This is a genomic window from Paenibacillus sp. FSL R7-0313 (assembly GCF_037969885.1).
Taxonomy (GTDB): Bacteria; Bacillota; Bacilli; order Paenibacillales; family Paenibacillaceae; genus Paenibacillus.
On the sequence record NZ_CP150219.1, the window covers coordinates 556,235 to 577,980 of the forward strand.

The 21,746-nt window shown below is 48.2% G+C and carries 19 protein-coding genes; 6 read left to right on the top strand and 13 right to left on the bottom strand.

From position 1 onward, the window contains the following. Positions 1–35 precede the first annotated feature (35 nt). Positions 36–1,676 (top strand): extracellular solute-binding protein, encoded by a 1,641-nt coding sequence (locus tag NSQ38_RS02265; RefSeq protein WP_339786707.1) that lies wholly within the window; start codon positions 36–38, stop codon positions 1,674–1,676. Positions 1,677–1,777: 101 nt separating this feature from the next. Here NSQ38_RS02265 and NSQ38_RS02270 read toward each other — a convergent pair whose 3' ends face one another. From NSQ38_RS02270 to NSQ38_RS02300, 7 genes are all read right to left on the bottom strand, one after another. Beyond that, positions 1,778–2,017: a YezD family protein gene (locus NSQ38_RS02270; protein WP_036607453.1), complete on the bottom strand. Its 240-nt coding sequence runs from the start codon at positions 2,015–2,017 to the stop codon at positions 1,778–1,780. Between the two features lie 156 nt (positions 2,018–2,173). Then, positions 2,174–3,049 carry a sulfate ABC transporter permease subunit CysW gene (cysW, locus tag NSQ38_RS02275; RefSeq protein ID WP_076332673.1) on the bottom strand — a complete coding sequence of 292 codons (876 nt, stop codon included), beginning with the start codon at positions 3,047–3,049 and terminating at the stop codon, positions 2,174–2,176. Positions 3,050–3,116: 67 nt separating this feature from the next. Continuing rightward, positions 3,117–3,953, bottom strand: coding sequence for a sulfate ABC transporter permease subunit CysT (gene cysT, locus NSQ38_RS02280; protein WP_017690928.1), 837 nt, complete (start codon positions 3,951–3,953; stop codon positions 3,117–3,119). Positions 3,954–4,040: 87 nt separating this feature from the next. Further along, entirely contained in the window at positions 4,041–5,120 is a 1,080-nt protein-coding gene (locus NSQ38_RS02285; RefSeq protein WP_339786710.1) for a sulfate ABC transporter substrate-binding protein, read from the bottom strand. Positions 5,121–5,602: 482 nt separating this feature from the next. Then, a complete protein-coding gene (locus NSQ38_RS02290) occupies positions 5,603–7,348 on the bottom strand; it encodes a rhamnogalacturonan lyase (RefSeq protein WP_339790369.1) in 1,746 nt (581 codons plus the stop codon). 397 nt (positions 7,349–7,745) lie between these two features. Next, a complete protein-coding gene (locus tag NSQ38_RS02295; protein WP_339786713.1) occupies positions 7,746–9,002 on the bottom strand; it encodes a transcriptional regulator in 1,257 nt (418 codons plus the stop codon). A 379-nt stretch (positions 9,003–9,381) separates the two neighbouring features. Then, a complete protein-coding gene (locus NSQ38_RS02300) occupies positions 9,382–10,437 on the bottom strand; it encodes a lactonase family protein (protein ID WP_339786715.1) in 1,056 nt (351 codons plus the stop codon). Between the two features lie 235 nt (positions 10,438–10,672). On the opposite strand from NSQ38_RS02300, the gene NSQ38_RS02305 reads away from it, so the two are divergent. Both NSQ38_RS02305 and NSQ38_RS02310 read left to right on the top strand, forming a co-directional pair. Next, complete coding sequence (locus NSQ38_RS02305; protein WP_338590447.1) at positions 10,673–11,533, top strand: AraC family transcriptional regulator; 861 nt, start codon at positions 10,673–10,675, stop codon at positions 11,531–11,533. 146 nt (positions 11,534–11,679) lie between these two features. After that, positions 11,680–12,363, top strand: coding sequence for an S-layer homology domain-containing protein (locus NSQ38_RS02310; RefSeq protein WP_282319572.1), 684 nt, complete (start codon positions 11,680–11,682; stop codon positions 12,361–12,363). 194 nt (positions 12,364–12,557) lie between these two features. On the opposite strand, the gene NSQ38_RS02315 is transcribed toward NSQ38_RS02310, so the two are convergent. Next, positions 12,558–13,184, bottom strand: a complete 627-nt coding sequence (locus NSQ38_RS02315) for a nitroreductase family protein (RefSeq protein WP_076215923.1) — start codon at positions 13,182–13,184, stop codon at positions 12,558–12,560. Positions 13,185–13,446: 262 nt separating this feature from the next. Next, entirely contained in the window at positions 13,447–13,911 is a 465-nt protein-coding gene (locus NSQ38_RS02320; protein WP_091038227.1) for an Rrf2 family transcriptional regulator, read from the bottom strand. Between the two features lie 431 nt (positions 13,912–14,342). Here NSQ38_RS02320 and NSQ38_RS02325 point away from each other — a divergent pair, with 431 nt between their 5' ends. Both NSQ38_RS02325 and NSQ38_RS02330 read left to right on the top strand, forming a co-directional pair. Beyond that, positions 14,343–15,074 (top strand): MBL fold metallo-hydrolase, encoded by a 732-nt coding sequence (locus NSQ38_RS02325; RefSeq protein ID WP_339786720.1) that lies wholly within the window; start codon positions 14,343–14,345, stop codon positions 15,072–15,074. Further along, positions 15,071–15,643, top strand: coding sequence for a TetR-like C-terminal domain-containing protein (locus NSQ38_RS02330; protein ID WP_339786724.1), 573 nt, complete (start codon positions 15,071–15,073; stop codon positions 15,641–15,643). Before NSQ38_RS02325 ends, NSQ38_RS02330 begins: the two co-directional genes overlap by 4 nt. A gap of 492 nt (positions 15,644–16,135) precedes the next feature. Here NSQ38_RS02330 and NSQ38_RS02335 read toward each other — a convergent pair whose 3' ends face one another. Genes NSQ38_RS02335 through NSQ38_RS02345 form a run of 3 tightly spaced genes read right to left on the bottom strand, consistent with a single transcriptional unit; the run spans position 16,136 to position 19,898 of the window. Continuing rightward, positions 16,136–17,266 carry a hypothetical protein gene (locus NSQ38_RS02335; RefSeq protein ID WP_339786727.1) on the bottom strand — a complete coding sequence of 377 codons (1,131 nt, stop codon included), beginning with the start codon at positions 17,264–17,266 and terminating at the stop codon, positions 16,136–16,138. A gap of 54 nt (positions 17,267–17,320) precedes the next feature. Beyond that, positions 17,321–18,763: a glycosyltransferase family 2 protein gene (locus NSQ38_RS02340; protein WP_339786732.1), complete on the bottom strand. Its 1,443-nt coding sequence runs from the start codon at positions 18,761–18,763 to the stop codon at positions 17,321–17,323. Further along, positions 18,744–19,898 (bottom strand): HEAT repeat domain-containing protein, encoded by a 1,155-nt coding sequence (locus NSQ38_RS02345; protein ID WP_339786734.1) that lies wholly within the window; start codon positions 19,896–19,898, stop codon positions 18,744–18,746. The genes NSQ38_RS02340 and NSQ38_RS02345 overlap by 20 nt, the downstream gene beginning before the upstream one ends. A 217-nt stretch (positions 19,899–20,115) precedes the next feature. Between NSQ38_RS02345 and NSQ38_RS02350 the strand changes: the two genes are divergently transcribed. Beyond that, entirely contained in the window at positions 20,116–20,601 is a 486-nt protein-coding gene (locus NSQ38_RS02350; RefSeq protein ID WP_339786736.1) for a cytochrome c biogenesis protein CcdC, read from the top strand. Positions 20,602–20,720: 119 nt separating this feature from the next. On the opposite strand, the gene NSQ38_RS02355 is transcribed toward NSQ38_RS02350, so the two are convergent. After that, a complete protein-coding gene (locus NSQ38_RS02355; protein WP_076215938.1) occupies positions 20,721–21,734 on the bottom strand; it encodes an NADP-dependent oxidoreductase in 1,014 nt (337 codons plus the stop codon). Positions 21,735–21,746 lie beyond the last annotated feature (12 nt).

The window sequence follows — 21,746 nt, forward strand, 5'->3', positions numbered from 1 at the left end:
ACCTATATAGAATTAAAATTAGGAAAGGAGCTGCTATGAACATCAACCTTTCAAGACAGATATGTCTATATTCCGCAATGCTCCTCCTTCTCGTATTTACAAGTGGGTGTACCTCTTTAGGAAGAGAAACAGCACAAGTGCAACAGCAAGACCATCTAGCAAGCGCTGAGAAGGAGACAGCACCACAATACACGATATCCTGGACCATGCATCAGAATATCCCTGTTCCTGAGGACGCTGAGATGATTGCATATATTGAGGATCGATTTGATGTCGATCTGGAGGTATGGAACCTTGAGAACAAGCGGTACGAGGAACTTCTGGATTTGGAGCTGGCTCAAGGTAAAATACCGGATCTGTTCCGGATCAGGCAGCCCCATGATCTGCTGAAGTATCAAATGCAGGGGGTTTTAGCAGAAATCCCCCAGGATGTACTTGAGCAATATGCGCCAAATATCGTACAGCGGATTCGCAATTATGATTCACGTTACTTAGAGTATGGAAAAATAAACGGCTCCTTATATGGAATACCGGCCATTAATCAGACCAACATCTATCGAACTCCAGTCGTATACCGAGAGGACTGGCTTAAAAAGCTTGGTCTGGACGTTCCGAAGACTTTAGATGAATTTGAAACGGTTATGTATGCTTTTGCCAAAGATGATCCGGACGGGAATGGTAAACAGGATACGTATGGCCTATCCAGAGAGGGCTTAAATGTGGTGTTTGGTGCTTTTGGACAGTCCGTTTTCACCGAACAGCTGTATTTTAATGAAAAAAACAACCAACTCGTGATCGGCGCTTTGGAGCCGGAGATGAAAAAAGCCCTGACTTATATGCAAAAGTGGTATCAGGACGGGATTATCGACCCCGAGTTTATAACCGGCGAAAATAAGGGTGGTTATAAACATCTATCCCATGCTTTTATTAATGGAAAAATTGGGATGACCTCGATGGGCAACTACTATCATTGGAATCAAGAGGGAGACTACAGTGTCCTCAATGAAAATGGCCAAGCAACCCCTGTGGGAGCCTCGTTCAATGTTAATGAGCTGTTACAGAAGAACGCAGCTGCAGAGGTTGTATTTGGTTCTCCTGTTATTGGTCCTGATGGACATAGCGGTTCAAAAGGGAACAATCTGCTGATGAATTTTATTGCTATAGGTGCTGAGGCTGCGAAGGAGCCGGGGAAACTGGAGAAAATTTTGGAGATACTCGATTATGTAAGTGCCAACCCCGATCCGGAGGAGCAGATCAAAATGGAGTATGGCCTTCCAGGAAAACACTGGAATTGGAGTGATGAAGATTCAAACTCGTTCCATTTACTTTACCCATACAACAGAATGGAGAATTATATTAATATGATCGGCTCAAGCATCGGCATGACGGTTCCAGGTACACCCTCGGATAAACGTGAACAGTGGGCTGCATCTGCAGGGTTGACGGAGAATGGTATCTATAATCGCCTGGAGGTTGCAACCCCTGCCCTGATTCAATATTCATCTGAATTGATTCGCATGAGAGACAGAGCGTACATCTCCATCATCACGGGCGATCAGCCTGTGGGGTATTTCGATACCTTTGTGGAAGAATTCATGGATGCAGGTGGGCAACAGGTGCTGCTTGAAGCGAATCATTGGTATAACGAGCATAAGGAGACGAGTCACGCGCAATAGGTGGGACGATATGGAACATACATTTCCCATGAGTAGTTTCTGGAAAGTATACGTGTGTGTTCCTATGCACCCATCCCCGCTTCCCTCACGCTAGTCACTCTCTATCCCTTCGCACTCGCATTCGATCCGCGTAGTGAACGGGCTGAACTGCTTCGTGCCGTGCTTCCGGATTTGGAGGCGCTGCCTGAGGGCGTGTTTTCAAAACGCTTGCGTTCGGTCCGCTCCATCTGCACAATCTGACCTTCGTGCACCACGATGTGCAAAGAACCAAACTCCATGTCATTCAGCTGTCCGGCAATTCGGTCCAACCATACCTCATCCACTTTTAACGGCTTAGCCATAGAGCCGCCTCCTCTTCTCGGGCTACTGCCCGCCATATTCCTAAGTGCGCTATCATCCAACGGATTTATAAATCATTCTTATCCAACCTATATACTTGGTTTATACATTAGCAGGGCTTCCAGTAGCTGTCAATCTGTATTTTTTTCTTCTCATCATCACTTTTCTGAAACGGCTTTGTGTCCAAGCCAGCTCTTGAGAAGCAACGTGGCGAGAGCCAGAATCAGGAGCAGGGAAGCTACGGCAAATGAAGCTGAGAATTGATATTCGTTATACAAAATTTCGACATGTAGCGGCAGCGTATTGGTCTCCCCGCGGATATGTCCGGACACCACAGATACCGCTCCGAACTCACCCATAGCACGGGCATTACAAAGAATAATACCGTACAACAGTCCCCATTTGATATTGGGCAAAGTTACACTCCAGAAGATTCGCCACCCGGAGGCACCCAGCGTAACCGCCGCTTCCTCTTCCCGGGTTCCCTGGTCCTCCATCAGCGGAATCAGTTCTCTCGCTACGAAAGGGAAGGTAATAAACAACGTTGCTATGACAATGCCTGGCAGCGCAAAAATGATTTTGATATCATGTTCGGACAGCCACGGCCCAAACCACCCATTGGAACCAAAAACCAATACAAAGATCAACCCGCCCACCACAGGCGAGATGGAAAAGGGAAGATCAATCAGGGTGATCATGAGCCCCTTGCCCTTGAACTGGAACTTGGTAATCACCCAGGCAGCAGCCACACCAAATATCGTATTCAGCGGCACTGTAATCGCCGCAACCAATAACGTGAGTTTCAGTGCAGACATGGCATCCGGCTCGGTAAGAGCGGCGATGTACACACCCCAGCCCTGCTTCAACGCCTCCATGAGCACAATAACCAGTGGCAAAATAAGCAGCCATATGAGTACCAGGCTCGCCAGTCCAATCAACAACCATTTGACCCATGGAGCTTCCGTTGTTGCACGGTTAGTTCCACGGCCAGTCTTCACAGGTGGAACAGGGCTCAGTGGAACGGAACCCGCCATACGCTGCACCTCCTTTGGTTTGGGTGAGTGACATCTGTTCGTATCCATATTGCATCATGCTTCATGGTCATGCTCTGCCCGCCTTCCGGCTCCAACGTTGCAGGGAATTAATGATTAGCAGCAGGATGAAAGAGACCAGTAGCAGTAGCAACGCTACAGCTGTAGCGCCTGCATAATCGAACTGCTCCAGCTTGGCCATGATCAGCAAGGGAGCAATCTCCGTTTTCATCGGCATATTGCCTGAGATAAATACAACGGAGCCATACTCACCGATGCCCCGAGCAAAGGCCAGAGCAAAGCCCGTCAGCAGTGGTGGAATCAGATCCGGCAGCAGAATCGTACGGAATATCCGCCATCTTCCTGCCCCTAGTGTGGCAGCCGCCTCTTCCACCTCTGCCTCCAGCTCCTCCAACACCGGTTGCACCGTACGAACCACGAACGGAATTCCAATAAACATCAGCGCCAGCGTAATCCCAGCCTGTGAATAGGCGAGCTTAATGCCCAAGGGCTCTACAAACTGTCCAATCCAGCCATTGCCGGCATAAATCGCCGTAAGGGCAACCCCTGCTACCGCTGTTGGCAAGGCAAAGGGCAGATCAATGACCGCATCAAACAGCCTTTTGCCAGGAAACTCATACCGAACAAGCACCCATGCCAGGAGTAACCCCAGCACGAGATCAATCAGGGCCGCTGCACCTGCGGTCAGAAAGCTGACCTGGAAGGAAGCCAGCACCCTGGGATTGGTCGCAACCTCAATCATGGTTGCCCACGTCAGCCCTGTGGAGTTAAACAACAGCGCAGCCAGTGGAATAAGTACAACCAGGCTCAGGTAGAACACACTGTAACCCATCGTTAATCCGAATCCCGGCAATGTGCGTCTCCGCGCCACCATCACCTTGCTCATGCACGTTCATCCTCTCTGCCTTCAGCCGGTAAGGCTGGTTGGCCGCTCACAGCGCGATTGATCGAGTGTTCATTGAACTGAGCAACCTTAGCTGCCTGGAACATAGATCTGGTCGAAGATACCACCGTCATTAAAATGTTTGGCCTGAGTATCCCGCCATGTACCGAACACATCTTTCAACGTGAACAGTTCAAGCGCCGGGAACTGATCCTTGAATTTTTCCTCCACGCTGTCCAGCGTTGGGCGGTAATAATTTTCAGCGGCAATTGTCTGCCCCTCTTCACTGTACAAATATTTCAGATAGGCATCCGCTACGTCACGGCTTCCTTTTTTGTCTGCATTTTTGTCCACAATTGCAACGGGCGGTTCAGCCAAGATACTAACCGAAGGCACGACAATATCGAATTTGTCTGGACCCAACTCTTTTACCGATAGGAAAGCTTCATTTTCCCAGGCAAGCAACACATCACCAATGCCACGTTCAACAAACGTTGTCGTAGACCCGCGAGCACCCGAATCCAGCACAGGCGCATGTTTGAACAATTCTCCAACAAATTCCTTCGCCTTCTCTTCATCATTGTTATTATGCTTAAGGGCATATCCCCATGCCGCCAAATAGTTCCAGCGCGCCCCGCCGGACGTTTTGGGGTTCGGTGTGATGACTTGCGTATCCCCTTTGATCAGATCATCCCAGTCCTTGATGCCTTTTGGATTACCTTTACGTACAAGGAATACAATCGTAGAGGTATACGGTGAGCTGTTATGCTCGTATTTATTCTGCCAGCCTTCGTTAATCAGACCTTTATCTTCAATCGCATCAATATCGTATCCCAATGCCAGCGTCACCACGTCTGCATCCAGTCCGTCAATAACAGAACGGCTCTGTTTGCCCGATCCCCCATGGGATTGCTTGATGGTTACTTCCTGGCCTTTCTCTTTCAACCAATGCGCCGCAAACGCTTTGTTATATTGCTCATAGAGTTCCCGCGTTGGATCATAGGAGACATTCAGCAGTTCGATGGCCTTGGGCCCTTCTGTGCCGCCTTCCGCTCCCCCCGATGTTCCTGCCGCACTGGACCCGCCGCTATCCGATCCGCATGCTGCCAGAACTCCTGTTAATACCAGTGCCAGACCAACCAAAATACCCTTATGAATTCTCTTTTTCATGAATAATACTCCCCCCGATATAGATCTGCATGACTACCTCAGGCCGGCTGAACAGGATCGAACGCCCCGTAAAAAACAAGAAGACGGAGGAACCCCCGCGCACTTCTCCCCATAAAGTCATGCCGGCCCTAGGCCGTGTATGCTTTCATCCGGAAAGGATGCGCTGCGGTGTTCCTCCGTCTATACGGTGAGAACGTTATTCTGTTCAGGTTGCATGGTTGCATCTGTCTGTAAAATGACCGTTTTCACAATGAAAACAGATTCATTTTTATTATTCCTACCTGTTTAGTAAGTTATATACGTATAATAAAGGCAGTCTATATACCTGTCAAACGTTTTTTCCGATTTTTACCGTATTTCTGGGCTATTGGCAAAAAAAGAGGAACAACGAACCATCATCCGTTGTTCCCTTCAGCGAATCCCATGCTTCGCTGGCTATTGTAAACATGAACGGAATTGGACGGTCACATCTTGTCCATTCCTCATCTGCCTGCATACCGGATATTGGGTACCGGTGGTGTGCTCATGCCTTCTCCCAGATAAAAACCGGTGTGCGGCGGTTGATTGTAGGCTACATTTTGCCAAGCGATGCCAAGACGGTACACTGGATCATGCATCAGCGTGTAGATGCGTTTGTCCGTAACTGCTGTTGTGGTATAGATCCGCAGTGCTGAGCTGTCATTCGTCCGCCATACCACTTCTTCTCTCCAGTCCCCGAACAGATCGGCCTGTAGATTCGGCGTAGACTTGGTTCCGTTGTTCGAAGATACGCCGGAAGCGGTGAGCAGGTTCATCGTTGTGTTATTGGCATAGTTCCACTTATCGATTCGGTTGCTGTCCAGCAGTTCACGGAGCAGATCACCATCCCACCAGATTCCAAAATTCGTGGAGGAAGGCAGGGTTGTGCCGAGTTTCTGCCCTTTGGCTGTGTACAGACTGCCGTCTGCCCATACTTCAGCGCCTTTATATCTTGGATCGATATCTGCCGCCATGCCGCGTCCAATATCCTTTGTTGTTTTGACTCCCCAGATTAATTGACCTGTGCCTGCATCACGGAATTCCACTCCGGCATTGGACGGTGTCTCATGAACCTGAAATACCTCAAGTCCAGGGCGGTCCGGGTCGAGGTCACTCAGATGCATGGCATCGCCATGATGAAGTCCTGTCGTGTACAATCCTTTGCCGTTATCGTCCACCGCCATCGCACCATAGACGATCTCGTCTTTCCCATCTCCGTCTACGTCCGCCACACTCAGATTATGATTACCCTGCCCGGCATAACCTGAGTTACCGGACGTATTGGAATCAAATGTCCATTGTTTGGTCAGCTGTCCATTCCGCCAGTTATAAGCTACCAGTACGGTACGGGTGTAGTATCCACGCGCCATGACCAGACTTGGACGCTCTCCATCCAGATACGCAATGGCGGCAAGGAATCGGTCCACCCGGTTGCCGTAGTTGTCTCCCCAGTCAGACACATTGCCACGCGCCGGTTCGTAGTTCACCGTGGAGAGTGCTTTGCCGGTCTGCCCATTGAAAACCGTCAGGAATTCGGGGCCAGATAATACATAACCGCTGGAATTGCGGTAATCCTTGCTGGCATCACCGATGACCACACCAGTGCCATCCTTGGTGCCATCGGCTGTTTTCATCGCAACCTCGGCTTTGCCGTCACCGTCGAGATCATACACCATGAATTGGGTGTAGTGAGCGCCGGCACGGATATTTTTGCCCAAACTAATTCGCCAGAGGCGTGTACCGTTTAATTTGTAGGCATCGATAAACACTTCCCCGGTATAACCACTCTGGGAGTTATCCTTGGAGTTGGAAGGGTCCCACTTCACGATCAATTCATACTCACCATCACCATCCAGGTCACCTGCACTGGCATCATTGGCACTGTAGGTGTAGGCTACTCCATCAGGCGTTGTCCCACCTGCGGGTACACTGAGCGGTACAGATAGATAGTTATTGCCCCATACGCTTGCTGCCGCTGAAGCAGCCTGCTCCGTTCCACTCACGACAGCGCGAACCGTATATTTGGAACTGCTTGTCCCGCTTGCATCCTGAAGGTTGGTGCTGTTTGTTATGGGCGTAGCGTTCACTTTGGTTCCATCCCGATAGACATTAAACGATACATTCGAACCTTCCGTTCCCAGAAGCCGCCAGCTGACAAACACACCTGTCCCGGTCTTCACAGCCACCACACCGCGATCCAGATATTCCATCTGCCTTGCACCTGCTGCATGTGTTACCGACGTGTTGCCAAGACCAAACGAAGTAACCAGTAGCGCGGAACTCAGCAGGGATACTCCCGCTGTACGTAATGTGCGCTTCCACAATGATGATCGATTCCCCATAAACAATTGCCTCCCCAATTGTATTGGTAAGCCCGATGCCCTTGTAGCGCCATCTTTTCATGTAAGCGCTTTAATATATTCATTTTAAATTAAACATATAATTCCATCTATAGGTCTAATTTAGTAATTGAATGATTGGTACATAAAAAAGCCGAAGGATTTCTCCTTCGACTTCGTAATTTTTTGAATGAATTCTTAAATTTACACTCCGCCTGCTCCGTGGCCCATTAAGGCATGAATGATTGGACAGATTGTAACTGTAACACTAAAAATGGTTAGCAAGAAAGACGTTTTTTTTCGCATTGAGCCGTTGCACCTCACTTGATAAGGATTTGAACTTCTGTTTTGCTTCTGGATCAGCTTGATCTCTGTACTGCTCAAATAATGTCATACATGTAATAATATTTCGATCACTATTTATTTTAACTGACATTTGCAATCCTTCAAGAATAAGATTCATTGCATCATTACGATTTCTCTTAAGTTGGTACATCCCTAGATCACTTAAAAACCGCGCATAACTTTCATTAATAATACGTTTATTATAATCTCCAAACTCAGTCTTGTAGGTACGTAAAGGCGTATGTTCGGAGAAGCGATCCAAAATGTCATCAATGTTCCAGTCAAACCGATTGGCTGCCTGTATCATGTAACGTAAAGCTAAAAAAATTTCATCAGGATACTTCGAGATGTAGTCCGCGTATTCGTGAACAATCTCCCTTTCTCCAGATAACATTCGGTAGAGATAGGTATTAGCTGTAGCCCATTCCCCAAATTGTTGCTGTATGCGCTCTGATTCTTCATCCTGTTCCTGTAACCAGCCCTGTCCGTATGCATACAACGATACAAACTCCAAAGCTTTTTTATAATCTCCATACTCCTCATAAACTGTGGATCGAATCAACCAAGCATATAAAATATAAGTATAGAGTGGGCGTTCGGTGTGATTCTCATGGTGGTGTTCCCTTCGTTTAGAAAGGTGTTTAGACTCATAGAAAATCTTCGCTAATTTGTACATCTCTTGCGCTAAACCATCTACTTTATCCCATTTATGAACTGCCATAAACACATGAATTAAATGTTTCAGCGCGTCCAGTTGGTATCCCTCATCCAACCGGTCAACATAAGGCTCGAACAAGATAGCTGTCCTTAGATTTTCTTCCAGGTTCTCTCCTTGTCCAATTAAAAACAACCGATACTGACACATCGCGAGCCGTTCAGAATGCTGATATTTCTCAACTTCACTCACACTCTTATATAACAATGCCGCGGCAGACCGCTGATTTTGTTCAAATAATTGTTCAGCCATCTCAAATAATTCTGTCGCATAATCCAGGTCGTCCAGTAGCCGATAAAGAATCTGCTCAATGCAATCCAGCCGATTCAACTCCGCACTTCGGAGAATAAACGGTCTGATTCGCCGCATGGAGACAGAATAAGCAAAACATTCTTCCACATAGTCGGAAAAAAAATGATCCGCTGCCACGCCCATTCCTGATGAGATCGCAATCAACTGACTCACGGATATGGGACGATTCCCATGTAAAATACGACTAATTGTGCCTGTATTAATGCCAGAGACTTCCGAGAATCGGGTGAGCGTCATGCTGTTCTTTTCGATAAACTGGGTTAATTGCTCCCGAATTGAATTTGCAGGTTCCAAGGAAAGCACCACCCTTCGTGCAACATCCAGATTTTAGGTTTTACCCCTATATATCCTGATCATAATGAACATTAGAACGATGGTCAATAAAAAAATGTGATAATTGCCACTATTTTCAAGTTAATCGCATAAAAAGCCTAAAAAAGCTGTAAAACCATGTGTTTCTCCATGATTTCACAGCTTATTAGACCACTTTTTAGATGTAGTATTTCACGTTCTCTTCACCGTATTACAACTTTTATACCACAGGAGCAATACATACCGGACGAGGCAGTTCCAGCTTGAACCCGTTATGCGTCAGGCGTCCGTCTTCTTCACTGATCTGGAAACCTACGAGGTTATTACTGTCCTGATTTGCCACGACCAGAATCCCACCTGGCAAAATATTAAAGTTACGCGGTGTCTGCCCAATCGTAGACGTCCACTCTACAGCTTCCAACTCGCCGCTCTCCTGGTCAATATGATAGAGCACGATGCTGTCATCTCCCCGATTGGATGCATACAGGAAACGTCCACATGGAGATATACGGATGTCTGCAGCCGTCCCCTCTCCTTTGTGCCCTTCTGGAAGTGTGGAGATGTGCTGCACCGTAGTGAACTCCCCTCTGCGCTCATCGTATAGGAATGCCGTAACGGTGTTGTTCAATTCGTTGATTACATATGCCCACTTCGAGTTGGGATGGAACACAAGATGCCTTGGCCCTGCGCCTGGTGGCTGATCCATCTCACGATGGGTTACCAGACGTCCCTCTTCCAACCGATACACAATGATCTGATCCAGACCGAGGTCACATACGACAGCATACTGCCCGGACGGATCTGGCTGAATGGAGTGTGCATGCGGCCCTTCCTGCCGTTCTTCGTTGATTCCACTTCCCGTGTGCTCCACCCATGCACTCATCTCACCAAGCGTCCCCTGATCGCCAACCGGGAATACATTGACACTGCCGCTGCTATAGTTGGATGAGAACACCCACTGACCATCCGTGGAGACAGACACATAACATGGAGAAGCCCCTCTGGTCTGTTTTCGATCCATCAGGTGCAGCTCACTCGTTGCTGCATCTCTACGATAGACCAACACCTCTCCCTCGTCCGTCTCACTCGCCACATACAGACAGTTTCCATCTGGGCATAACGCCAGATAAGACGGATTATCCACGCCATCCATGTGATTGACGATCCGCATCTCTCCTGAATCCGTATTCAACGCACATAGGAATATTCCTGGTTCATCCGCTGACGCATACGTACCTGTATAGAAAAGTGTTTCCTGAGTTGTGACTGGTTCCATATCTAATCTCTCCCTTATCCTATATATTCATTGGTCTGATTCTTCCCACTGGTATGTACTTACCCAATTCACGGGCAACTGCTTCACTTCCTGTAACGTGGCTTTCTATATTGAGAACAACCCCCGGTGAGCGCTCTCATATCTGGCATTGACTCCCCTATCCCCTCTCACCATAATACAAAGTATGAGACCTAACAACAGACCACCCCTACAGCGTAAATCTGACGGATTTCGTATGCAAAAACTCATTGTGCTTCCGGACTCACTGCTGCAAGAAACCGCAGCTTATCCGGTCACGTCCGGACTATACGTTACCGATATCGGTTACTTTCACGAAGCGGAGCATCATTACCGAGACCGTCCCGATGGTTGTGAGTCACACATTCTGATGTACTGTGCCCAAGGCACAGGCTGGTATACGATGGATGGCAGCAAGACATATGATGTCCGCCCGGGAAACCTCGTCATATTGCCTGCACACGTTCCTCATGTGTATGGTGCCAACACAGCTGAACCATGGAGCATCTTCTGGATTCATCTGCGCGGGGAACACGCTTTAACCTACATAGAACCATTGTTAACCCATCATATCACTACCATGCCACCGGCCAAGGCTCAAAAATGGCTTGAGCTGTTCCATGAATGTTACGGCGCGTTAGAGACGGGTTACTCCATGCAGACGATGACATATGCCTCCCAGATTATCGGTTATATGCTTGGCATGCTCGCTTATGGACCGGAGACAACCGGAACGGATGGCGGGATCGTGAGCAGCAAACGTGCGGCTGAACAATCCGTTCAATATATGCTGGAGCACCTGGAGAATGGAATCACCCTCAAGGAACTGGCGGCTCATGCGCGGCTGTCTGTTCCTCATTACTCTCAGTTATTCAAGCAAGCTACGGGGCATTCGCCCATCGATTATTTCCTGCGGCTTAAGATTCAGCATTCCTGCCGCTATCTGGATTTTACCGATTGGACCGTGAAGCAGATCAGTTCGGAGCTTGGGTTCAAAGACCCGTACTACTTCTCCCGTCTGTTCAGCAAAATGATGGGACGTTCACCCACGGATTATCGGAATAAATCCAAAGGATAGATGCAGTGCCTTCACTTAGCCCTTTCTGAATGATTATGAATTTCAGTTGGAAAATTGCAGCAACCTTTTGAACAGAAGGGTCGTCTATAGGGGCAAATAACTTTTATATAAAGGGATCATCCCTGGAAAAGTGAGGCGAACCTATCATGAAAAAAAATATACTTGCTACATTAACTGCGGGAGCTCTGCTCACGCTGTCTCTAAGTGCAGGACCGATCAACGCGGCGCAGGCCCAATTCACGGATATTCAAGGTATCGCAGGAGCTGACAAAATCGAATCTCTCCATAAAGATGGATTCATCAAAGGCGTGAGTGACAGCTTGTTCAAACCTGAACTGGAGTTAAATACCGCTCAGGGCATTCAACTGATTGCGGACGGCCTGAATCTGAATCTGGACACGATTCGTTTTATCAAAATGCCGGTACCAAGTGACTACTTCTCTGCTGTAAAAGATGGCGTATGGTACAGTGATGCATTTATCCGCGCGCAATATAATGGCATCCAGATGTCACAGGGTATCGATCCGTCCAAACCGCTTACTCGTGAACAATTCACACTGTTCCTGATGCAAGGCATCGAGGCCAAAGGCGGTCTGCCAATGATTAATATCAAACCTGTGGATATTACCGACGAACAGGAACTTACGCCAGAGTATCAAGGTGCCATTCAGCGTTCACTTGTTCTCAAAATCAATGAACTGGATGCCGACGGAAACTTCAATCCCAAACAAACGATTACCCGTGCCGAAGCAGCAGTGATGATGTATAACGCAATCGAGTACATGGAATCGTTCCATGCACCACAAATCCCGGAAACACCTGAGAAGTAATCATTTCATGTTGGAAGCTACGAACTCACTTTAGTGTGGAATCTGATCTATTGGAGTCACCACTAAAGTGAGTTTGGACTTTTCCATACACCCTCAATATGCCAAACAGCCGCACTTTCCATCAACAGGAAAGTGCGGCTGTTTGTATTATACTTATATCACTGATGCAAAATCATCAGATTTAACTCTCTAACTTAGAAAGAACCTTTAACAACAACCTCAGACAACGGCAAACGTCCTGACGGGCGAGCTGGCTGTGCCGCTTTACCTACAGTGATCAACAACGTTGGCACAAATCGTGCAGGAATGTTGAATGTTTCGATCAGTTTTTGTGGATTATATCCACCGATTGGACATGTATCGTAACCCAGGGAGCGTGCAGCAAGCATAATATTTTGGGAAGCAAAGGATGCATTGCGGATCGCTTCATCACGAGCGATTTGCGGGCTTTGGTAAGCACCGTTAATCTGTCCAACCAATGCGTCACGAACCTCAGCAGTCAGTGCGCCTGCTTCAACAGCTTGATCGTAGATTACCGTGTTACGGTTTGCTTCCAAATCTCCGAGAACAGCAATCGTAACCGAACTTTCCACGATCTGACTTTGACCGTAAGCAACTGGCAGCAATTTCGCTTTGTCTGCTTCGGATTCAATCACGAGGAATCTCCAGTGTTGCAGGTTCCATGAAGATGGTGCTTCCGCAGCTGCTGTCAGAATCGCATTGAGATCAGCTTCAGGCAATTCAAACCCTTTTTCGTACTTTTTGACAGCATGGCGTTCGCTAATGACGCGAAGTGTTTCATTTTTTTCAATGCCTGACATGTGTTCCACTCCCCAGAATCTAATTTGTTTATTCTTCTTTTACTTCCGCAAGGTGATCTCGAAGTTTACTCTACCAAGGATTTGCCTTCCGAAAATAACATCAGCGCAGACGATCTCTCCCCATCTGTGTTCACGTTATGCCCGGAATCGCCTGAGAACATCAATGGATCTTTCACCGGAGCACACGCCAATACCATAACTTGTCCACCATGCCTGACTAAACCAAGGCCATGTCATGAAGAACCATTCGTTGTGGACTCCGTCAGGACTTCTCCTTTGCAGGCAATCCATTCAGCGACAAGGTTATCGCTTCCCCATGACCTATACGCTCTTTCACATCCTGAATGGATATACGGTCAAAATAAGCGCTGAGCGCCTCTTCGCCTCCGTTATATATGTTCCCCATCACATCCTGCATATTGGAAGATACCACGCACGATGAACCGGACTCCCCTGAGCACCAATTGGGACCGAGTGAGCCACCAGCTACCAGTCTGTATAATTCTCCAAGCTTGATCTCTTCACTTGGACGGCTAAGCAAGTACCCACCATGAGCACCTTCCTTGGTCGTCAAGTAACCATGCTTGCGCAGAACACTAAGTACCTTACGGACTCTGGCCGGGTGTGTACCCACACTCTGGGACAAATCTTCACTATTGGCCATACACTCATCTCTCATCGACAGAAAAACAAGACAATGTACCGCTATGGTAAATTCGCTGTTCATAACTTACTCCTTCCCGGCTTACAACACCGATGAACTCCAACCCAAGGTAAGTATAACTGTCATTATATGAATAACAGTTATGTTTGTCAACTTTCAACCAGGATGGAGATCAAACGTGATTTTTCCTGTTATACCAATACTTACAGCTCATAAACACAATTAAGCTGGGATTAACATCCCGTCTTCATTCTAATCTAAAAAAGACAAAAAAAGTGAGCCTTCCGCTACGCGAAGGGCTCCAATAAGATAGACATATGAAAGGGCTTACGTGATTATTATAATCGGTAATCTTCAATTTGAAAACGCTTTTTTTGTAAAGTGAATCATTATTTCAAATTTTTTTTATTTGAATAAAATGAACAACAAGTATTGCTAAAACTAATGCCATTAGTTATTATACTAATATCATTAGTTTTAAGGAGGGTTTATCGATGCGCATTACCCGAGAGTTTGATGTCATTCAAGTTACGTTTTTTCCAAGACTCTTCCCTGTGAACGTATATCTGGTTGAAGAGGAAGATGGATTAACCCTGATTGATGCCGGAATACCGTTCAGTTTTAAGGGGATTTTGGCAACTGCCCAGTCCCTTGGAAAACCCATTACCAAGATCATTCTGACTCACGCTCATAGCGATCATATTGGTGCATTGGATCGTCTCAAAGAGGCACTACCCCAAGCTGAGGTCTTCATCTCCAGACGGGATGCACGGCTATTGGCGGGTGATACTTCCCTTCTTCCCGGTGAGCCTCCAACCCCGGTACGCGGCGGCGTGCCCAAGCCCAAAGCGGTGCGCACCCAGCCAAACCACTTGCTGGATGACGGTGACCAGACTGGTTCACTGGTCGCCATTGCCTCACCAGGACATACGCCGGGACATATGTCCTTCATGGATACGCGCAGCCGCGTGCTCATCGCTGGCGACGCGTACCAGCTGCACGGCGGCCTTGCCGTATCCGGCCGCGTGCGCCCGCTCTTCCCGTTCCCCGCGCTGGCAACGTGGAACCGCGAAGCGGCTCTGGCCAGCGCGAAGCGCCTGGCGGAGCTGGAACCGTCCGTGCTGGCTGTAGGCCACGGACGGATGCTGCGCCAGCCCGCGGGCGCCATGCGCGCGGCAACCGCTGATGCACAGCAGCGGTTCGATCTTGCCGGGGGGCAACGATGAGCCCCCGGCAAGGGCTGGATCGCGGCGCTCTGCTCAGCGCCGCAGCCCAGCTTGCTGACAGCGACGGCTTTCAGGCGCTGACACTGGCCGCACTCGCCCAGCGGCTGGATGTGCGCTCGCCGTCGCTCTACAACCACATCAGCGGACTTCCCGGGCTTCGCCAGGAAATGGCGCTGATGTCCGTACAACAGCTCAGCCGCGCATTAACCGCGGCTACTGCTGACCGCACTGGCGATGATGCCATCCAGGCCATCGCTGCGGCATACATTGGCTTCGTCCGCGAGCACCCCGGGCTGTACGAAGCCTCATTTCATGCCCCGGACCGCGAGGAGCCACAGCTCGCCGCGGCCAGCACAGCCACGCTGGAGTTGCTGCTGCACAGCTTGCAGCCCTACCCACTAACCGAAGCGGAAGCATTACACGCCGTTCGTGGTTTGCGAAGCCTCTGCCATGGATTTGCCTCCATTGAGGCACAAGGCGGCTTCGGCATGGACTTTGATCCGGACGAAAGTCTGCGTCTGACCGTATCCGCATTTCTGCACGGACTCCGGCATCTTCACGAAAACTAGTACGCACGGGTTGTATCATAAAAAAGGACTGCAGATTCGCTGCAGTCCTTTTTACGTTGCTGTTCCACCTTCTTGCCAAAATCTAACGAACCCAGGACACGCTATAACACCAATTAGAGCGGATAGAAAAATCTAACGAACCCCACACACCCTATTTCGCAGAAAACTGGCAGTGGGACAGGCAAAATGAGCATATTCCATCATTTAACGTGTCTGTGATTCGTTAGATCTACCAACGTAGCAAATTAGGCCGAATAAGACGCGCTACGTTCGTTAGAGTCTGCTACATATGTTACTTCAGTTCATGATGCCATAGCGGCATCGCATTACACATTGCAATTCAATTTCCGCCTGATACATATCGTGCTCCGCTCAAAACTTCTGCCCCTCACATCTACACGCTTCTCTAATATGTACATCCCCGGTCCTCACTCCAGAAGAACGGCCTTTCACTACCTGCTCTCCATCCGAACGTTTTTCTTTACACCCACCCTATGGCCATTGTTGCCGTCCATCCTGCACTTCATTCAAAATATGCTTCATCACGGGCACATACACCTTCCAGTAGAACATGTCCGGAACATCTTTCTGATCTGGCGTAAGCTTGGACCGGACGACCTCCCAACCCCGGATTCGGCGCCAAAAAGAATAATGCTTCATCTCTCCGAATGACCCTGCCATGTAATACGACCGATTATAGTCGTCATATCGGACAAGTGCAGCAAATTCCGCGGGAATTCCTGCATCCACCAGCTTCTGCTCGCCTGTCTCCGTCAGATCCGTCTTATACCAGGCCAGTATGGAATTCTGCTGTTGCGGGACAATGATATCGAACCAGCCATTGTAATGTATATCCTGGGTTATACTGCTCCAATCGCTGCCTGCCGGTGTAAATGCAATCTGTATATTGCCTGTCTTCACATCCGGACCTTTCTCCAGTACCATGACCTGTCCATCCATATGGATCAGCAGCATACCCGCTCCGTGATAAGACCATTTCTTCTTCTCCCGCTGCTCATAATTCGCCCGAACCCACCGGGGGACTTCTTCCATACTTTGCAGATTAGATACCGATTTCCCCTGCCATCCACTGCTGTTCACTCCCAAAATGGGATACAGCTGCTCTCTGGTCATTTTCGAAGCCGTATTTGCCAATGCACTATATTCGGCGACAACCGTTACCCCTTTATAAGCAGCCTCACGGATCTTCTGCACATCATATATCGTTAATCCTTCATAAATTTCGTCTTGCTTCCGTTCATTCTTGTGTGCAGACAGACTACTCCGATTCGCCGTCAGATAGATCAGATCCGTATCCGTCACCTCATCAGGCAGCAGTTGTTTCATCCGTGGAAGCCCGTCCTGAAGATCATAGCCGTAATAATCCTCTTCATACGAGTAGTATTCCCCTGTGTGCTGTACAATCTTCTGTTGATTCAGAAGCCAAACCAACCCCTTGTGCCCCTGATAGGATAAGTCTGGTCTGCTCTTGTCAATAATCATGATGTTCAGTGGAACCGGGGCCTGGGATTGCCACATAATCCAGGGGACAACCAGCACCACTGATACCACTGTAAAACAAGCCAGCGTCCACATCGTGGCTGGCCTGTAACTTTTTTTCATGAAGCGTATTCCTCCTTGCTCTGTTCCAAGGTATTGTCAGGATCGGTCGTTAGATTACCCTAATCCATGTCTGCTGTCCTTTTCCTCTGCCTTCCGCAATCCCATAGCCTGCAACATGCCATATATACGGGATATGTTATTCAGTGGTCTGAACCAGAACGTCTCCGAACAAGCATACAATAACAGACGCGTCACCTCTCTTGACGTGTACGCTTTGCGTGAACACCATACCTCGAACATTACCATACCTGCGGACAACAGTGAACCATAGAGCGTCAGCAGTAGAGCGAGAATGATGCATAGGTTGATATCCACCAATTGTAGCCCTATGCCTGAGATGAACAGCAAAATCGCTCCCAGTTCCATCACAGGTCCCAGCAATTCGATCAAAATAAAATACGGGATGGATACCATCCCCATCCAGCCATAGGCCGGATTGAAGATCATGCTCCGCTGAGTCCATAGACTGCTTGCAAGCTGCATGTGCCAACCGATACGCTGTCTGCACAGCTTACGCCATGTACCAGGTACTTCTACCCTGCAGATCGGATCGGGAATATATATAATACGGCCAGGTTCCCGGATCTGCTTCATATGTTTCTGTAACCGCATTACCAGTTCCATGTGAGCAACCTGGTCATCGCTCTTGTAACCCCCAACTTCCATCACCCGGTTCTTTTTGAATACACCGAATACTTCTGCTGTAAATAAAAGCACATTAATATTATAACGAACGAGTCCCACACCGCTAATCAGAAAAGCACGCACGTATTCAATGGTCTGCATAACATACAACGTACTGCCCGTAAGTTTTGTGCTGTTGTCGGCTGAATCCGTTTGATCCGTATTTCTGGGGGCCATGAGATCTACTCGTCCACTACAAGCAACGACCTCTTCTCCTGGGAGAGCATCCATAACGGGTTTCATAATCTTCACCAATGCATCCCGTTCCAGAAATGTCCGGGGTCCAACTGAGGCGATATAAGGATATTGCGAGATATTCAGACCTGCATTCAAGGAGTCCATTCGTCCTCCATACGCCTTGTCGATCACAATCAGACGATGATGCAGCCTGGATTGGTAGACACATTTAATCTGAGCCGTCTCCTGACCGAGTCCCGAGTAATGAACTTTACTCCGAATCGGCATCAGATCATAGGTTTCTATTAACTGTGGCATTTTTCCATCCTCTGATCCATCATTAATGATAATCACTTCATAGCGTGAATACTGAATATCCAGCAGACAATTAATTCGCTGTACGATCGTATTCTCGCTATTACGCATGGGGACAAGCAGGGATACCGCCGGAGCCAATTCTTCATCCAACATCTCGTGATATTGCAGCGGGTCCAGATCCCTTCTCGGGATCAATGTGCGAGCGGCAGCAACTACCAGAACACTGCACGTCAAAATCGCAAGCACCAGATAGATAAATATACCCTCGTAACATGCCAAAACAAAACTCCGCAGCATCTCAATCCATCTTTCGTCCATACTGCATCCTTTCCAGCGTTTCTTCCGCTATCTGCCTTGCATATCTATCCGGATGGTTTACAGCCGTATCCCGGAGTTCTTCAAGTCCCTGCTCGTACCGGGCAAGGGAGTTCGCCGCTTCCTGTCTGATCTGAAAAGAAGGATCACCCATCATTACCTTCAGTCTAGGAATAAAAGCATCCGCATGAACAGTGCCCATAAGCTGGGTCACTGTTAGTCTTTCAGAGCGTTGCCTTTCCTCGCCAGATTCGTTCCATACCAGCAATAGCCCCTTCAGCAACTCTTCGCGACCTCTGCCCACTTGAGCCAATGCCTGATAAGCGTAGGTACGCAGCAATGCATCCTCTCCAAGAATAAGCTTCTCCAGTAGAACAACAGCACCCTCCGTCTGGTCATCCCGAATACGAATGGCATGTACGATATTAGACTGGACCTGATAAGGTACCTCCTTGAAATGATCCTTAAGACGAGTCCAGGATGAATCGGTAAGCAACAGCAGAATCTGCAGATACTGCGAATCGGACCATACATATTGCTCACGCATCAATTCCTTCACGATTCTGAAATAACCGGTTCTGGCATATATGCGCAAAATGATGAAGCGTTCAAGCGGCGTACAGGAGGTAACCCTTAGCATATCCTCTAACCTGGGCAGGAGCTCCACCATATGAAACTGTTCAATATATAACAACGTGTTGACCCGTTCACTCCACTTTCCCGTCTTCAAAACCGACCGGTATGAACTTCCAAAGACTTGCCAGGATAACAGACGAATTCGCAGAGTCTCGTGCTCTACCGGACCTTGAGTGAGCCGTTGCAATAACAGCTGCTGCAAAACACTCTGTTGATCTCCACTCATATTCAATAAGTCTACTTTTACTTCTCCTTGGCCCAGATACCGCTGTAGCACCGAATCTTCAGAAATTAATTCCTGCATCAGTACCGTCTTAACCTTTTCCCTGCGCCTACTGCTATATTTCATCCATAAGATGTAACCGTAGATAATCAGCAAAAAAGCCAGTACACTTGCACATACAAGGCTGACCACATGTACTAACCAATCTGTATTACCCACAAGCCACCCTCTATGATGTGAGCCTATAAGCTTGAAATACATCCATTGTTGTCCAATCATTGCATGATTTCCCCTTAATCGAATAAACGGCCTTACAACGGGCACAATAATACAAAATTTTCAAATGCACCCTGTGAATACATATCGGGTATATGATACACTAAGCTTTCTATCGGCTTTCTACGTTTGTGATATAATAGGAACTGAAAATTCCGGCAATTCGTACTGAGTTCCGGATCTCCGGATAACATATTATTCCAGAAAGAGGGAGTTCTACGTGGCTCAAATCAGTCCGTACTACCTGCAAATCGGAGCAACCGTGGGCATGCTCGTCATGGCACTGCTTGCCATCTTCATCCGCATGAAAGCCAGTCACAGACCGGTGACCATTCGCAAAATCCTTATTCCTCCGCTCGGCATGAGCACAGGATTTCTTATGTTTGTTGTACCGGAAACTCATGTTCCTCTACTCTGGGCATACATTGCGTTTCTGGTGGGCTGGTTCCTCTTCTCCTATCCCCTCATTCGCAGTACACGGTTTGAACGAGTAGGCGAAGAAATTTTTGCCACACGTTCTCGTAGCTTTGCTTTTATCTTGCTTGGATTGCTGGCCGTACGTCTGATCCTGCATGAAGTCATTCAGCGATATGTAAGCATCCCGCAAACGGGCGGATTGTTCTTCCTGCTGGCTTTTGGCATGATTGTACGCTGGCGTGTATATATGTACAAACACTACAAAGAAGTGCTGGTCGCCGAACACTAGTCACCCTACATAGACCACGCACAGATTTACAGATAAAAAGACACGTTCTGCAGCACCCTCGGTGTGCAGAACGTGTCTTTTCGTTTTCAAACTAATAGTACATGTAAACCATTCAATATCTATTCAGGATCTGCAACCTTAACCAGCTGCTTGCCCAGATTATCTCCCGAGAAGAGGCCCATGAATGCTTCCGGCGTCTGTTCGAACCCATCCACAATGTTTTCTTCATACTGGATATGACCTTCCTTGATCCATTTCGCCAACTTGGCGCGGCCTTCTTTGAAGGATTTCGTATAGTCACCCAGCAGGAAACCTTTCATTAATGCTGTATTTGTTAACAGCAACGTCTGTGGGCGCATCCCGATATCCGGTTTCTCCAGATTATAGGATGAGATCTGACCGCATAACGGAATACGTGCATTCCGATTGATGTGGCGCAAGACTGCATCCGAGATGTCACCGCCCACATTGTCAAAGTAGACATCTACACCATCCGGGCAAGCCCGTTCAATGGCCGCTGACATATCCTGCTCCTTCTTGTAGTTCAACACCACGTCGAAGCCCAGCTTTTCTTTCAAATAAGCGCATTTCTCATCAGAGCCTGCAATACCAACCACGCGCGCTCCCACAATTTTACCAATCTGACCAGCAATCATGCCTACCGCTCCGGCTGCTCCCGATACAACAACCGTTTCGCCGTCCTTCGGTTTGCCGATGTCCTCCATACCAAAATAAGCCGTCAGACCCGTCAGGCCCAGCGCACCCAGGTAAGCCGTGATTGGTGCTTCTTCGGTATCAATTAGCGAAAGATCAGCCGTATTCACTGCGGCATATTGCTGCCAGCCCCACATACCGGATACGAGGTCACCTTTGCGCAGATTCGGTTCCGAAGATTCCACAACCTGTCCAATGGCTCCACCCTTAATCACTTCATTTAACGCGTACGGTGCAGCATAGGATTTTGTATCTTTCATGCGGCCCCGCATATACGGATCGACCGACAAATATAATGTACGTACCAGGACTTGCCCAGCTTCCGGTTCAGGAAGAGGTGCATCAATGAAGTTGAAATTCTCTCTGGATGGGGCACCTTCGGGACGAGAAGCAAGTACGATCTGTTTATTTAAAGACACCAAAATTACCTC

Excerpts from the sequence above, each read along its gene's own strand:
- NSQ38_RS02265 (WP_339786707.1), top strand. The coding sequence starts at position 36 with ATGAACATCAACCTTTCAAGACAGATATGTCTATATTCCGCAATGCTC.
- NSQ38_RS02270 (WP_036607453.1), bottom strand. The coding sequence starts at position 2,017 with ATGGCTAAGCCGTTAAAAGTGGATGAGGTATGGTTGGACCGAATTGCC.
- cysW (WP_076332673.1), bottom strand. The coding sequence starts at position 3,049 with ATGGCGGGTTCCGTTCCACTGAGCCCTGTTCCACCTGTGAAGACTGGC.
- cysT (WP_017690928.1), bottom strand. The coding sequence starts at position 3,953 with ATGAGCAAGGTGATGGTGGCGCGGAGACGCACATTGCCGGGATTCGGA.
- NSQ38_RS02285 (WP_339786710.1), bottom strand. The coding sequence starts at position 5,120 with ATGAAAAAGAGAATTCATAAGGGTATTTTGGTTGGTCTGGCACTGGTA.
- NSQ38_RS02290 (WP_339790369.1), bottom strand. The coding sequence starts at position 7,348 with ATGGAATATCTGGATCGCGGTGTGGTGGCTGTGAAGACCGGGACAGGT.
- NSQ38_RS02300 (WP_339786715.1), bottom strand. The coding sequence starts at position 10,437 with ATGGAACCAGTCACAACTCAGGAAACACTTTTCTATACAGGTACGTAT.
- NSQ38_RS02305 (WP_338590447.1), top strand. The coding sequence starts at position 10,673 with ATGCAAAAACTCATTGTGCTTCCGGACTCACTGCTGCAAGAAACCGCA.
- NSQ38_RS02310 (WP_282319572.1), top strand. The coding sequence starts at position 11,680 with ATGAAAAAAAATATACTTGCTACATTAACTGCGGGAGCTCTGCTCACG.
- NSQ38_RS02315 (WP_076215923.1), bottom strand. The coding sequence starts at position 13,184 with ATGTCAGGCATTGAAAAAAATGAAACACTTCGCGTCATTAGCGAACGC.
- NSQ38_RS02320 (WP_091038227.1), bottom strand. The coding sequence starts at position 13,911 with ATGAACAGCGAATTTACCATAGCGGTACATTGTCTTGTTTTTCTGTCG.
- NSQ38_RS02325 (WP_339786720.1), top strand. The coding sequence starts at position 14,343 with ATGCGCATTACCCGAGAGTTTGATGTCATTCAAGTTACGTTTTTTCCA.
- NSQ38_RS02330 (WP_339786724.1), top strand. The coding sequence starts at position 15,071 with ATGAGCCCCCGGCAAGGGCTGGATCGCGGCGCTCTGCTCAGCGCCGCA.
- NSQ38_RS02335 (WP_339786727.1), bottom strand. The coding sequence starts at position 17,266 with ATGAAAAAAAGTTACAGGCCAGCCACGATGTGGACGCTGGCTTGTTTT.
- NSQ38_RS02340 (WP_339786732.1), bottom strand. The coding sequence starts at position 18,763 with ATGGACGAAAGATGGATTGAGATGCTGCGGAGTTTTGTTTTGGCATGT.
- NSQ38_RS02345 (WP_339786734.1), bottom strand. The coding sequence starts at position 19,898 with ATGATTGGACAACAATGGATGTATTTCAAGCTTATAGGCTCACATCAT.